12 protein-coding genes and 2 pseudogenes are annotated in these 13,632 nt (G+C 75.7%); 2 read left to right on the top strand and 12 right to left on the bottom strand.

The features are described 5' to 3' along the window. From LQ51_RS09660 to LQ51_RS09615, 10 genes are all read right to left on the bottom strand, one after another. A partial coding sequence (locus LQ51_RS09660) for a glycosyltransferase (RefSeq protein ID WP_046564377.1) occupies positions 1 to 509 on the bottom strand: 509 nt, incomplete at its 3' end. Next, the gene (gene murJ / locus LQ51_RS09655) at positions 506 to 2,239 is read right to left on the bottom strand and encodes a murein biosynthesis integral membrane protein MurJ (RefSeq protein ID WP_046564376.1); all 1,734 of its coding nucleotides are present in this window, start codon (positions 2,237 to 2,239) and stop codon (positions 506 to 508) included. The genes murJ and LQ51_RS09660, both read right to left, overlap by 4 nt. A 1-nt stretch (position 2,240) precedes the next feature. Further along, the gene (locus tag LQ51_RS09650; RefSeq protein WP_046564375.1) at positions 2,241 to 3,104 is read right to left on the bottom strand and encodes a hypothetical protein; all 864 of its coding nucleotides are present in this window, start codon (positions 3,102 to 3,104) and stop codon (positions 2,241 to 2,243) included. 59 nt (positions 3,105 to 3,163) lie between these two features. Beyond that, a complete protein-coding gene (locus LQ51_RS09645) occupies positions 3,164 to 4,105 on the bottom strand; it encodes a copper transporter (protein ID WP_046564374.1) in 942 nt (313 codons plus the stop codon). 27 nt (positions 4,106 to 4,132) lie between these two features. Beyond that, on the bottom strand, positions 4,133 to 5,311 hold the full coding sequence (gene steA / locus LQ51_RS09640) for a putative cytokinetic ring protein SteA (RefSeq protein WP_046564379.1): 1,179 nt from the start codon (positions 5,309 to 5,311) through the stop codon (positions 4,133 to 4,135). 118 nt (positions 5,312 to 5,429) lie between these two features. Continuing rightward, entirely contained in the window at positions 5,430 to 7,187 is a 1,758-nt protein-coding gene (recN, locus tag LQ51_RS09635) for a DNA repair protein RecN (RefSeq protein WP_046564373.1), read from the bottom strand. A 598-nt stretch (positions 7,188 to 7,785) separates the two neighbouring features. Next, positions 7,786 to 8,670: an NAD kinase gene (locus LQ51_RS09630; protein ID WP_046564372.1), complete on the bottom strand. Its 885-nt coding sequence runs from the start codon at positions 8,668 to 8,670 to the stop codon at positions 7,786 to 7,788. Next, positions 8,667 to 9,512, bottom strand: coding sequence for a TlyA family RNA methyltransferase (locus tag LQ51_RS09625; RefSeq protein ID WP_046564371.1), 846 nt, complete (start codon positions 9,510 to 9,512; stop codon positions 8,667 to 8,669). The genes LQ51_RS09630 and LQ51_RS09625 overlap by 4 nt, the downstream gene beginning before the upstream one ends. Before the next feature lie 23 nt (positions 9,513 to 9,535). Beyond that, positions 9,536 to 9,793, bottom strand: coding sequence for a hypothetical protein (locus LQ51_RS09620; protein WP_046564370.1), 258 nt, complete (start codon positions 9,791 to 9,793; stop codon positions 9,536 to 9,538). Further along, a complete protein-coding gene (locus LQ51_RS09615; protein WP_046564369.1) occupies positions 9,790 to 10,452 on the bottom strand; it encodes a phasin family protein in 663 nt (220 codons plus the stop codon). Before LQ51_RS09615 ends, LQ51_RS09620 begins: the two co-directional genes overlap by 4 nt. Positions 10,453 to 10,564: 112 nt before the next feature. Here LQ51_RS09615 and LQ51_RS09610 point away from each other — a divergent pair, with 112 nt between their 5' ends. Continuing rightward, the gene (locus tag LQ51_RS09610) at positions 10,565 to 10,900 is read left to right on the top strand and encodes an SCP2 sterol-binding domain-containing protein (RefSeq protein ID WP_046564368.1); all 336 of its coding nucleotides are present in this window, start codon (positions 10,565 to 10,567) and stop codon (positions 10,898 to 10,900) included. Positions 10,901 to 10,913: 13 nt separating this feature from the next. Here the strand turns inward: LQ51_RS09610 and LQ51_RS09605 are convergent, their stop codons facing one another. Both LQ51_RS09605 and LQ51_RS32685 read right to left on the bottom strand, forming a co-directional pair. Then, entirely contained in the window at positions 10,914 to 11,984 is a 1,071-nt protein-coding gene (locus LQ51_RS09605; RefSeq protein WP_046564367.1) for an HAD-IIA family hydrolase, read from the bottom strand. Between the two features lie 311 nt (positions 11,985 to 12,295). Further along, positions 12,296 to 13,198 (bottom strand): annotated as a pseudogene (locus LQ51_RS32685) (tetratricopeptide repeat protein); the annotation flags it as partial. On the opposite strand from LQ51_RS32685, the pseudogene LQ51_RS33805 reads away from it, so the two are divergent. Further along, a pseudogene (locus LQ51_RS33805) lies at positions 13,175 to 13,632 on the top strand (hypothetical protein); the annotation flags it as partial. The pseudogenes LQ51_RS32685 and LQ51_RS33805 overlap by 24 nt on opposite strands.

Here is a 13,632-nt window from a genome sequence, read left to right as displayed (position 1 = left end):
GCGAGCCGGGCGTCGGCGGCGCCCAGCGCGGCGGCCCGCTGCACCAGGTCGGCGGAGGCGCCCAGGGCGACCCGGACGTTGCGGGCGACGATCCGCTCGACGAGCCGGGACAGCCCACCGCGCAGGCCACCGGCCAGCACGGCGTTGTGCCAGGTCACCACCAGCGGCGCGGCCGGCCGGGCGAGTACGGCCACCAGGCCGGCCCGCAGCCCGTGCGCGTGCACCACGTCCACCGGGGTGTCGGCGAGGGCCCGGCGCAGCGCGGTGACCGCCCGCGCGTCGGCCGGGGTGGGGCTGGCCGGGATCTCCACCGGCGTGAACCGGGCGCCGACCCCGGTGAAGTCGAACTGGTCCTGGGTGGTGGCCGGGCCGCAGACCAGCACGGACGCGCCCGCCTCGACCAGCCCACGGGCCACCGAGCGGACGTGCTGGCCGACCCCGCCGGTGCTGGAGGCGAGCAGCAGGGCCACCGAGCCGGGCCAGTGCAGTGCCGACGAGGCGTCCGTCATGAGGAAATGCTCTCCTTCCCGTCGCCCCGTCCCGAGCCGCGCCCCTGCTCCGGCGTGTCGCCGGGCCCGCCCGGGGGGCGTCGCCGCTGTAGCCGGCGGCCCACGGCGGCCAGCAGCGGCTGCACGTCGCGCCGGTCGGTCAACCAGGCGACGGCGAGGAACAGGGCGCCCACCACGACCCCGGACAGCATGCCCTGTAGCAGCGCCTCGACTGTCGTCGGGGTGCCGTCGCCGAGGCCGGCGAGCCAGCGGGAGGCGCCCGCACCGGCCGCGCCGGCGACGGCCGCGGCGAGCTTCCGGCGCGACGTGCAGCCGCTGACGGCCGCGGCGAGCAGCCCGGCCGCGCCGGCCCGACCGACACCGGCCAGGGCGGCCCGCCCGGCGGAGCGCAGCACGGCGGCGATCAGCAGCCCGCCGAGCACCAGCATGCCGCCGGAGGTGGCCAACGCCATCGCCGGCACCCGGTCGGTGACGGGCAGCGCCGGACCGAGCAGGACGGCCAGCGCCGGCACGGTCAGCCAGCCCACCGCGGTGGCGGCGGTGGCCGCCCGGGCCTCGCCGCGGGCGTAGAGCGCCCGGGTGAGCACCGCGAAGAGCCCGTAGCCGACCAGTCCGGGGGCGAAGCCGGCGATCCCGGCCGCCGCGGTGCGCGCCGCGTCGCCGGTGAAGAACAGCTGCCCGACCGGGACTGCCGTGCCGACCAGCGCCGCGGCGCCGAGCAGGCTGAACAGCACCACTCCGCGTACCGCCGGGGCGAGGGTCCGCCGGTAGGTCCGCTCGTCGCCGGCCGCCCGCGCCGCCGCGAGCGTCGGGTACGCGGCCACCGCGAGCGGCACGGCCAGCACCGACCAGGGCAGGAAATAGATCGTCTGGGCGATGTTGTAGATGCCCGGGTTGGCCGTCGAGCCGTAGGAGACCTGGTTGAGCACCACCATCAGGGCGATCTGCTGGGCGCCGACGGTGACCAGCCCGGCCGCGGCCAGCCCACCGACCCGGGCCCGGGCGTCGGCGGGGAACCGGAAACCCGGCCGCAGCGGCAGCCGCAGCGCCCGCAGCGGGATCAGCAACGACAGCGAGAGCACCACCACGCCGAGCGTGGTGCCCCCGGCGAGCAGCACCTCTCCGCCCGCGCTCACCTGCCCGACCGTGGCCAGCCGCCCCTCCGCGGCGGTGAAGCCGAGGTAGACGGCGATGACGGTGACGCTGGACAGCAGCGGGGCGAGCACCGGCCAGGCGAACCGCCGGTGCGCCTGCAGCACCCCGGTCAGCACGATGCCGACGCCGTAGAGCGGCAGTTGGGGGGCGAACAGCCGCAGCATCCGCGCCCCGGCCTGCTGCTGCGCCTCGCCGAGGCCGGAACCCTGCAGGGCGACCAGCGGGTCGGCCAGCAGCGCGACCAGCACGGCGAGCGGCACCAGCAGGGCGAGCACCCAGGTGAGCAGGGCTCCGGTGGTGGCGGCCACCGCGCGCCGGTCGCCCGCCTCGGCGGCACCGGCCAGCAGCGGTACGACCAGGCTGGCCAGCGCGCCGCCGGCCACGATCTCGAAGATGAAGTTCGGCAGGTTGTTCGCCACCACGTACGCGCCGCCCAGGTCGCTGGGGGCGAGCGTCCAGGTGAAGACGGCGGTCCGGCCGAAGCCGGCGAGCCGGCTGGCCACGGTGAGGACGGCGATGAGGGCGGCCGCTCCGGCCAGCCGGCCGGCGCCGGCGAGGGGTGCCGGTTTCGTCACGTCAGTCGGCGAGCCGGCCCAGTTGGTCGAGTTCGCGCAGCCCGGGGGTCCGCTGGATCACCTGGGTGAAGCTGACCTTCTCGCTGGCGGCGGTGAGCGCGGCGAGCACCGCGAGCACGCCGGCCCGGCCGGCCGGGCCGGTCCGCGCGGCCAGGCTCACCCCGAGCAGCGCGCCGAGGGCGTTGGCGCCGCTGTCACCGAGCATCAGCCGCTCGTCGAGGTCCTCGCGGACCAGCGCGGCGGCGGCCCCGACCGCGCCGGCCGCGATGCCGCCGGACGGGCCGGTCGACAGCGGCGCGCCGAGCAGCATGCCGGACTTCAGCGCCCGGCCGGGCCGCAGGTCGAGCAGGTTGAGCAGGTTGGCGGTGCCGGCCACCACGCCGGCGCCGAGGAGCACGTCCAGGCCGCGGCCGAGGGTGCCGGCGCGCTGCCGGCGCGGGTGCGCGGCGACCCGGGGGTCGGCGGCGAGCAGCGCGGCCGCGCCGAGACCGGCCAGGCCCACCCCGGCGACCTTGACCAGCCCGGCGGTGACCCGTCCCTCGCGCAGCGCGGCGAGGTGCCCGGCGAAACCCTTGGCGGCCTTCTGGTCGGGGCGGGCCCCGACGATGTCGTCGTAGAGGCCGACGCCGCCGGCGCCCACGCCGGCGAGCAGGGCGGCCGCCCCGGCCGGGGCGCTGCCCGCGCCGAGCGCGCCCGCGGCGGCCGCGCCGACCGCCAGCGCCGGCCCGGCGGCCAGGGTGACGGTGCGACCGCGGAAGTTGGTGCGTTCCAGCGCCGGCGCGCCGGGCGAGTCACGTACCTCCCGCAGCACGTAGCGGGCGGCGACCACGCCCGCCCCGACGGCCAGCAGCCGAGCCAGTCCCACGCGACCCCTCCGATTCGGATACCCAGTGCGATGTGCGGCAGACCGGACCAGCCGGCCGCTCACTCGGGCAGTTTAGGCAGCAGCCCCTGGGCGTTGTCACCGACGCCGTACTGGCCGGCCTTCTTCTCGGTCAGCTGCTGCAGGAGCGCGAGCGTGGTGACGAGCTGGCCCTGCACGGTGTTGGCGTTGTCGACGGTCGAGATGGTCTGGGCGAGCACCGGGTCGCCGCGGACCACGGCGACCACGTTGCCGCCGGCCGAGCCCATGCCACCGACCACGATCGCGCCGGTCCGGTCGAACTGCTCGGCGATCTTCACCACCGACTCGTCCTTCTTCGCCGAGTCCTTGTCCACGTACGGCTGCCCGGTGACCAGCACGACCGCCTCGGCGGGGCCGGAGATCTTGTCCGCCGGGGCCAGGTAGCCGGCGGTCGCGTACGCCTGGACGGCCGCCCGGCGGTCGGCGTCGCTGACCGGCGGGCTGCCCGCCGGCCGGTCCAGCAGGACGTTGGCGAGCAGGGCGCTGGAGGTCTCGACGCCGTGGCTGTTGCTGGGCAGGCCGGCGGTGGGGACGCTGTTCGGGCGGGCGGCGGTGACCGCCAGCTCCAGCAGGTTGTTGTTGCTGTCCGGGTTGATGAACTTGTCCTGCACGTCGATCCGGTCGGTGACGTTGGCGCCGGCCAGCTCGAGCATCTTCACCACGCCGTCGGTGTGGTCCCGGCCGCTGGGCAGGCTCAGCACCAGCACCCGCCGGCCGGTCAGCTTGCCGGGAAGGAGGACCTGGGCGATCTCCGCGGCGAAGTCCTCCTCCATGTCCAGTTCCTTTTGCAGGCTGTTGACCGTCTGGCGCATCTGCGAGTTGTCCTTGCGCAGCAGGTTGACGTTCTCCTTGAGCGAGTCGGCGACGGGCCCGTTGAGGGCGGCCGTGCCGACCACCAGGCCGATCGCCAGCGCCAGGAAGACCGCGGTCAGGGACACCACGTGGTATCGAAAGTTGATCACGCTTGCAGCCTCTTGATCGGTCGTGAGCTAGAAGAGCTGGCCGAGCTGGAACACGAAATTGTCCCACCATTCGGAGACCACGCCCAAATACGCCTTCCCGACGGTGGAGACCGCCACCGCGGAGGCCATCGCGGCCAGGGCCGAGAGGACCAGCAGCAGCAGGGAGGAGCCGGAGATGCTCTGCCGGTAGAGCCGGCTCACCCCCTTGGCGTCGACCAGCTTGCCGCCCACCTTCAGCCGGGTCAGGAACGTCGAGGCCATGCCGCCCCGGCCCTTGTCCAGGAACTCCACCAGCGTGGCGTGGGTGCCGACGGCCACCAGCAGCGAGGCACCCTTCTCGTCGGCCAGCAGCATGGCCAGGTCCTCGCTGGTCGCCGCGGCCGGGAAGGTGATCGCCGGCACTCCCAGGCCCTCGACCCGGGCCAGACCGGGTGCCCGGCCGTCCGGGTAGGCGTGCACGATCACCTCGGCGCCGCAGCGCAGCACGTCGTCGGTGACCGAGTCCATGTCCCCGATGATCATGTCGGGGGTGTAGCCCGCCTCGACCAGGGCGTCCGCGCCGCCGTCCACGCCGATCAGCACCGGCTTGAACTCGCGGATGTACGGGCGCAGCACGTCCAGGTCGTCCTTGTAGTCGTAGCCGCGGACCACGATGAGGCAGTGCCGGCCCTGGACCTCGGTCTGGATCTCGGGCACCCCGACGCCGTCGAGCAGCAGGTCCCGCTCCTGCTTGAGGTAGTCCATGGTGTTGGCGGCGAACGCCTCCAACTGCACCGACAGGCCCTCCCGGGCGTCGGCCATCGACTTGGCCACCGTCTCGGCGTCCTGCAGGGCGCCGTGGGCGACCGGCTCGGTGCCGACGAAGACCGTGTTGCCCTCGATCCGGACCAGGTCGCCCTCGCGGATCTGCTCGAAGACGCTCTCGCCCAGGTCGTCCAGGAGCGGGATGCCCGCGGCGATCAGCACCTCGGGCCCGAGATTCGGGTACCGCCCGGAGACCGACGGCTTGGCGTTGAGCACGGCCGCGACGCCGACGGCGACCAGCGAGTCGGCGGCCACCCGGTCCAGGTCGACGTGGTCGATGACCGCGATGTCGCCCGGCCGCAGCCGGCCGACCAGCCGTTTCGTCCGGCGGTCGAGCCGCGCGGTGCCGATGACCGAGCCCGGCTCCGCGGTCCGGTTCCGGCGCAACGTGGGTAGACGCATCGTGACCATCCTGGCATGTGAGGCAGGTTTTGCTGTCGCGACATGCCTGAGCAGGGCCGCCTACCCAGGGAAGCACACCGGAGCGCATGCCGGTGTGCTTGCGGTCACAAACTCCGGATCACGGACGCCTTTCCTTGGCCGCCACGGCTAGGAGTTCCTCGGCGTGGGCGATACCCAGATCCGAATCCGGCAAACCTGCCAGCATCCGGGCCAGCTCCCGGGCCCGCTCGGTGTCCTCCACCACCCGCACCCCGCTGGTGGTGACCGCTCCCCCGGTGTCCTTCGCCACCACCAGGTGCCGGTCGGCGAACGCGGCCACCTGCGGCAGGTGGGTCACCACGAGCACCTGGTGGCTGCGGGCCAGCCGGGCCAGCCGCCGGCCGATCTCCACCGCCGCCTGCCCGCCGACGCCCGCGTCGACCTCGTCGAAGACCAGGGTCGGCGGCCCGCCCGAGCCGGCGAAGACCACCTCGATGGCGAGCATCACCCGGGACAGCTCACCGCCGGACGCCCCCCGCTGCAGCGGCAGCGCGGGCGCGCCCGGGTGGGCCAGCAGCCGCAGCTCCACCTCGTCGGCACCGTCCGGGCCGACGCCGGCCGCCACGCCGTTGACCGACAGGCTCGGCTCGGCCCGCCCGGCCGGTCGGGGCAGCACGGCAACCTCGATCCGGGCGTGCGGCATGGCCAGCCCGGCCAGCTCCACGGTGACCTGCTCGGCGAAGCGGACCGCCGCCTCCTGTCGCGAGGTGGAGACCCGGCCGGCCAGCTCGGCCACCTCCGCGGCCAGCCGCGCCGCCTCCTTGTCCAGCTCGTCGAGGAGGTCGTCGGAGGTGTCCAGGTCGGACAGCCGGTCGCGGGCCCGCTCGGCCCAGGCGATCACCCCGTCGACGTCGTCGGCGTACTTGCGGGTCAGCCCGCGCAGCGCGGCCCGCCGCTCGTAGACGGTTTGCAGCCGGGCCGGGTCGGCGTCCAGCCCGGCCAGGTACGCCGACAGCTCGGCGGAGACGTCGCCGACCAGGGTGGCCGCCTCCTCCAGCCGCAGCGCCAACTCACCCAGGGCCGGGTCGGTGCCCGCCTGCCCCTCCAGGGTGCGCCGGGCGGTGCCGAGCAGACTGGTCGCGTCCGGGGTGTCGTCGGCGGCCTCCAGCCCGCCGGCCACGCACTGCTGGGCCACCTGGGCCGCGGTGCGCAGCCCTTCGGCGTGCTCCAGCCGCTGCGCCTCCGCCTTCAACTCGTCGTCCTCGCCCGGCTGCGGGTCGACCCGGGTGATCTCGTCCAAGCCGAGGCGGAGGAGGTCCGCCTCCTGGTTGCGTTCCCGGGCGTTGCGGCGCCGGTCGGCCAGGTCGTCCACCACCGCCCGCCACCGGGTGTACGACTCGCGCAGCGCGTCGAGCAGCTTCTCGTGCTCGGGGCCGGCGAACCGGTCGAGCGAGGCCCGCTGCTCGGCCGGGCGCAGCAGCCGCAGCTGGTCGGACTGGCCGTGCACGGCCACCACCTGCTCGCCGACCTCACCCAGCATCGCCACCGGCATGCTGCGGCCGCCCAGGTGCGCCCGGGACCGACCCTCCACGGTGACCGTCCGGCTCAGCAGCAGCGAGCCGTCCTCGTCGGGCTCGCCACCGGCGTCGGTGACCCGGGCGTGCACCGCCTCGGCGATCCGGCCCGCCAGCCGCAGCCGCCCCTCCACCACCGCGCGACCCGGTTGTGCCCGCACCCGCCCGGCGTCGGCCCGGCCGCCGAAGAGCAGCCCGAGGCCGGTCACCACCATGGTCTTGCCGGCACCGGTCTCGCCGGTGATGACGTTCATCCCGCCGGTCAACGGGAGCGTGGTGTCCTCGATGACGCCCAGTCCGGTGATACGCAGCTCCTCCAGCACAGCACCCGACAGTAGACGCGTCCTGCGACAGTTGGCCAGCCGGCGGACTCTCCGGCCGGTTGCCGGGCGCGACGGGCGGGGCGGTCGATGTCGGGGTGCCGGACGAGTCACTCGCCGGTCGGCCGCTGAGCCGCCGCTTCCTCCGACGTCGGCTCACCGGGCCGAGCACCCGGGGCGGGGTCGAAACCCGCACCGGGTCCGGCCGTCCGGTCCGCCCGCCGCGGCCGGTCACGACTCGTCCAGCACCCCGACCGTCGCGGTCCCGACCACCCCCTGGCCAGGGCCACGACCGCCGGACCGCGCGTCCGGGCGGCCACGGGCCTCACCGCGCCCCGCCCGGACTCCACCTCAACGCAGCCCGTACGCTCCGGCGGCCGTCGACCGACGGCGCCGCCGGCCCCGGCGGCGGGCGCCGTCGGCAGGGCCGCCCGGACGGTGCCGGGAGCCCGCGCCGGCTCGTCGCCGCCGAGGGAGGCTCCTACCGTAACCCGACCGGCGCGCCACCCGGGTACTCCGAATCGCCGACGCCGGGCGGGTTACGGGGCCACGGTGGGCCCGCGTCGTCACCCGGCCGACCGGCCACCCGCTGAGCGGCGGATCAGCGGCGGCTGCCGCGCCAGCCCTGCACGGGCAGATCGAACTTGGCGACCAGCCGGTCGGTGAAGGGCCGCGCCATGAGCCGGACGATGCGCACCGGCAGGGTGCCCCGGCGCACCGTGACCCGCGCACCCGGCGGCAGGTCGTAGACCCGGCGGCCGTCGCAGCAGAGCACCGCCAGGGTGGTGAACGGGTCCACGGTGATCACGAAGGTGGAGGTCGGCGCGGTCACCAGGGGGCGGCTGAACAGCGCGTGCGCGCTGATCGGCACCAGCAGCAGCGCCTCCACCTCGGGCCAGACCACCGGCCCGCCGCCGGAGAACGCGTACGCCGTGGAACCGGTCGGGGTCGCGCAGACCACGCCGTCGCAGCCGTACCGGGACAGCGGGCGACCGTCCACGTCGACGAGCAGCTCCAGCATCTGGGCCCGCTCGCCCTTCTCGACGCTGATCTCGTTGAGCGCCCACGACTCGATGGTCGGGCCGCCCTCGAACTCGGCGGTCACGTCGAGGGTGAGCCGCTCGTCCACCGTGTAGTTGCGGCCGACCACGTCGCGCACCGCGCTGTCCAGGTCGTCGATCTCGGCCTCGGCCAGGAAACCCACCTTGCCCAGGTTGATGCCGAGCAGCGGCGCCTTCGCCGGCCGGGCCAGCTCGGCGGCGCGCAGGAAGGTGCCGTCCCCGCCCAACGCGAAGACGATCTCGGCGCCCTCGGCGGCCTCCGGGCCGGTCACCGGCACCACGCCGGGCAGGTCCAGATCGTCGGCCTCCTCGGCCACCACCCGCACCTCGAAACCGGCGGCAATGAGGTCGGCGGCCACCGCGCGGGCGTGCTCGGTGCTGCGTCGACGGCCGGTGTGCGTCACCAGCAGCGCGGTTCGGCTCACCCGGACACCTCCTCGGTCGTGGGCTCCGACGGGAATCCCTGCGGGCCCGCGGCCACCACGGCGCCGACCCGCTCCGGGTCCGCGGGGGGCGCGTCCCGGCGTAACCATACGAAGAACTCGACGTTGCCGCTCGGCCCGGGCAGCGGGCTGGCCGCGACGTCGGCCAGGCCCAGTCCGAGCCCCGCGGCGGCGGCGGCCACGTCGAGCACCGCCTCGGCGCGCAGCTGCGGATCCCGGACCACGCCGCCCGCGCCGACCCGCTCCCTGCCGACCTCGAACTGCGGCTTCACCATCAGTGCCAGGTCGCCGTCGGGGCGGGTGCAGCCGGCCAGCGCCGGCAGCACCAGCCGCAACGAGATGAACGACAGGTCGGCGACGGTGAGGTCCACCGGGCCGCCGATGGCCTCCGGCGTGAGGGTACGCACGTTGGTGCGCTCGAAGACGCGCACCCGGTCGTCGGTGCGCAGCGACCAGGCGAGCTGCCCGTAGCCGACGTCGACGGCGACGACCTCGGCGGCGTCGGCGCGCAGCAGCACGTCGGTGAAGCCGCCGGTGGACGCGCCGGCGTCCAGGCAGCGCCGGCCGGTGACGGTCAGCCCGCCGGGGGCGAACGCGGCGAGCGCGCCGGCCAGCTTGTGCCCGCCCCGGGAGACGTACTCGGTGCCGGGGTCCTCGCCGGTGACCAGCAGCGGATCCGCCGGGTCGACCATCGCGGCGGGTTTGCGCGCCGGCACCCCGCGCAGCTGGACCCGGCCGGCCGCCACCAGCGCGGCGGCCTGCTCCCGGGACCGGGCCAGGCCGCGGCGGACGAGCTCGGCATCCAGCCGGGTACGACGTGCCATGGGTGGTTCTGCTCCGCCTCTGCTCAGGCCTGGTCGATGCTGGCCAGGGTCTCGCGCAGCGTCTCGTACGCCGCCTCGTACTGGGCGATCTGGTCCGCCGGGGAGAGCGCCTCAGCGTTGATCATGGCTTGCACGGCGGCGTCGACCGCCGGGTGCCGGCCCTCGCCGATCTCCTCGGCCGGCGCGGCCCGCACCCCGGGGGGCGGCCCGGGCCGGGCACCGCCGGGCGGCGGACCGGGGCGCGGGCCGGGCGGCGGACCCGGACGGTACGGCGTGGTCACGACTCGTCACCGCCGGCCGGCTTGCGGCCGGTGGCCTTTTTGGCCGGGCGGACCGGCGCCGCCGGCGACTCCTCCGCCGGGGTACGCGCGACCGTGGCGGCCGGCTTCCGCGCGATCGCCTTCTTCGCCACGGCCTTCTTCGCCACCGCCTTGGTCGGCGCCGGCACGGGGGGCGCGGGCACCGGCGCCTCGCCGTCCGGCCCGTGCGTCTCGCCGGCGCTCCGCCCCTCGGCGCCGGCCGGCTCCTCGGCGCTCGCCGGCTCCTCGGCCACCTCGCCGGATCCGGCCGTCTCGGCGGCCGGTGGCAGCCCGGCGGACGGGGCGGCCCGGCCCGCGGCGGCGGCCGGCGCGCCGCCGGTCTTCGCCTCGCGCAACTGCCGTTCCAGCTCGTGCACCCGGCGGGTCAGCTCGGCGACCTCGTCGGCGGTGGCCAGACCGACCGCCCCCAACGCCCGGTCGACCTCGAAGCGGACCAGTTTGGTCAGCGCCTCGCGGTTGGAAAGGCTCGTGGAGACCAGTTCCTCCGCGAGCGACTGCAGCTGGGCGGCGGTCGCGCCGCCCTGCCCGACGACGCGCCGCACGGCGTCCTGGGCCTTCTTCCGGGGCGCCTCCGTCAGGCCCATGGCCAGCTCGAGGTAGGCGCGCCACGCGTCCTGCATGCCTGAGTCCCTTCCGCGGGGCGGGTGTGCAGGTGTCACGCTACCGGGCGCCTGGGACGCCCCATTGCGGTACGGTGCCGGGGAACGGCGTGACGCGTGACGAGGAGACGATGTGGCCAGCGTGGACGAGTGCCGGCAGGCGTTGCAGGATCTGGCCGCCCGGCTGGACCGGCACGCCGAGATGCAGGGCCGCATCGACCTGGACCGCACTCTGGCCTGCCGGATCACCGACCTGGACACCGCGTTCCACGGCCGGATCGAGGGCGGGCGGCTGGTCGACCTCACCGACGGCGACGACCCGAAGGCCAAGATCGCGCTCAGCACCAGCAGCGACGACCTGGTGGCGCTGGTGCACGGCCGGCTCGACGTGACCCAGGCGGTCGCCTCCCGGCGGGTCTCCATCAAGGCCAACCCGTTCGACCTGTTGAAGCTCCGCAAGCTGCTCTGAGCGGCCGCGCCGGTCAGTCGGCCAGGCCGAGCACGGCGAGGGCCTCCCCCGCCGTCGCGGAGACCGCCCGCACCCGGGCGCCGGCGCCGGTCGACCAGGCCACCGCGCAGAGCGCCGCGAGGGCGTCCAGCGGGCGCCCGCCGCCGTCGAGGAGCAGACCGTCGCCGCTCGCCGTGACCGACCAGCCACCGGCGTCCGCGGAGCCCGGCACCCGGACCACGGCCGCCGGGTCGAAGAGCCCCGCCAGGTCCAGGGACACGTACGTCGGCCGGCGCCCGACGGGAGCGGCCAGCAGCTCGGGTACGTCGCTGACCCCGGTGAGCACCAGCAGGCAGTCCAGCCCGGCCCGGACCGAGCCCTCGATGTCGGTGTCCAGCCGGTCCCCGACCACCAGGGCGCGCCCCGAACCGGCCCGGCGGGCCGCGGTGCTGAACAGCGCCGGTTCGGGCTTGCCCACCACCACGTCCGGGTCTCGGCCCAGCGCGGTACGCAGCACCGCGACCAGCGAGCCGTTGCCCGGCAGCGGGCCACGCGGGCTGGGCAGGGTCCGGTCGGTGTTGGTCGCGTACCACGGGGCTCCGGCCCGGACCGCCAGCGACGCCTCGGCCAGCTCGGCCCAGCCGACCTGCGGCCCATAGCCCTGGGCGACGGCCGCCGGCGCCTCGTCGGCCGTGGCGACCGGACGCAGCCCGACCGCACGCACCTCGGCGCGCAGCGCCTCCGCCCCGACCACCAGCACCGGCGAGCCGGCGGGCAGCCGGTCGCGCAGCAGCTCCGCAGTCGCCGCGGCGGAGGTCAGCACCTCCTCCGGCCGGGCCGCCACGCCCATGCCGGTGAGCAGGTCGGCCACCTCGCTGGAGCGGCGCGAGGCGTTGTTCGTCGCGTACGCGACCGCCCGGCCCTCCGCCCGCAGCCGGCCGACCGCCTCCACGGCGCCGGGGATCGGCCGGTCGATCAGGTAGATCACGCCGTCCAGGTCGAACACGACCAGGGCGTACCCGTCAACCAACCGCCCGCCCGTCCCGGTCCGGCCGCGCTCCCCGCGGTCCGGATCGGGACCGGCCTCCCCGGCGCTCCCGGTCACCGGCGCTCTGCCTCCGGCTTCTCGCCGCCCTCGTCCGCGCCCTGGCGACCGGTCCCCGTGGCGTCCACGGCGGCGGCGCTGGTGTCCGCGGCCAGCGAGCGGGCCTGCGCCTCGGTCAGCTCGTCGTCGCCGAGGTCCGCGGCGTTCCGGTCCCGGTACCCGGCCGCCTCGGCGCCCGGGGCCGCATCGCCGCCGGCGGCGATGGCGTCGGCGGTGTCGGCGTGCAACCGGACGTCCCCGTCAAGGTCGTCGTCCTCGTCGTCGCGATCGTCGTCCCGATCTCCGTCGTCGCCCCGGTCGTCCTCGTCGTAACGGTCGTCGAGGTCGTCATCGTCGTCGCGGTCGTCATCGTCGTCGCGGTCGTCGTCGTCGCGGTCGTCGTCGTCGTCGCGGTCGTCGTCCTCGTCGCGGTCGTCGTCCTCGTCGCGGTCGTCGTCGTCGCGGTCGTCGTCGTCGTCGCGGTCGTCGTCCTCGTCGCGGTCGTCGAGGTCGTCCTGGTCGTCGGCATCGCCGTGACGGTTGTCGTCCGCGTCGGCGTCGCCGGTCAGGGACGCGTCCGGGCGGGCCGGCACGGCCCCCGGCGTACCGGGTCCGGCGGCCAGTTCCTCGGCGTCCTCGTCGTCGCCCTCGATGACCACACCGTCGAGCTCCAGCAGCCGCTCGGCGGCGTCCGTCTCACCCTCGGAGTCCATGTCGGCGGCCCGCGAGAACCACTCCCGCGCCTCCTCGCGCCGGCCCACGGCGAGCAGCGCGTCGGCGTACGCGTACCGCAGCCGCGCCGCCCAGGGCTCCGGCGAGTCGGTGGTCAGTTCGCGAACCTGGAGCATCGCCACGGCGGCGTCCTTCTGCCCGAGGTCACCTCGCGCCCCGGCAGCCACGATGAGCAGCTCGATGGCGACCGCCTGGTCGAGCTTCTCCCGGTCCGCCCCGCGGAACAGGTCGATGGCCCGCTCGGGACGGCCCAGCGCCCGCTCACAGTCGGCCAACACCGCCAGGTGGCTCTGCAGTCCAGTCATCCGGTGGTAGGTGCGCAGCTCGGCGATGGCCGTCTGCCACTCCCCGGCGTGGTACGCGGCCAACCCGACCGCCTCCCGCACCGCCGCGATCCGGGACGCGAGCCGGCGGGCCGCCATCGCGTGCGCCAGCGCCTCGGCCGGGTCCTCGTCGATCAGCAGGCCGGTCGCGACCAGGTGCCGGGCGACGGTCTCCGCCACCGGCTTCGCCAGCGAAAGCAACTCCGCCCGTACCGTCGAGTCGAGGTCGGTCGCGACCACGTCATCCGGCAGCGCCGGCTCCGCCACGCGCTCGCCCGAACGCCCGTCGATCTGCTCGTCCCGCCGCTCGCGCTGCGGGCCGTAACCACCGCCCGGACGCTGGTCCTCGCGCTGGGGCCGGTCACCGAAGCCCCGACGCTCGCCGCCCCGGAAGCCGCCCTCACGGCGGTCACCACCACGGAAGCCGCCCTCGCGGTCACCGCCCCGGAAACCGCCCTCGCGGTCACCGCCCCGGAAGCCCTCGCGACGGTCGGCGCCGGAACCGCCCTCGCGGCGCTCACCGCCACGGAAACCACCCTCACGACGGTCACCACCACGGAAACCACCCTCACGACGGTCACCACCACGGAAACCGCCCTCACGACGGTCACCGC

It is taken from the genome of Micromonospora sp. HK10 (assembly GCF_000982955.1).
Lineage (GTDB): Bacteria > Actinomycetota > Actinomycetes > Mycobacteriales > Micromonosporaceae > Micromonospora.
Note: the sequence above shows the minus strand (reverse complement) of the source record. Positions and strands in the feature narration are given on the sequence as shown.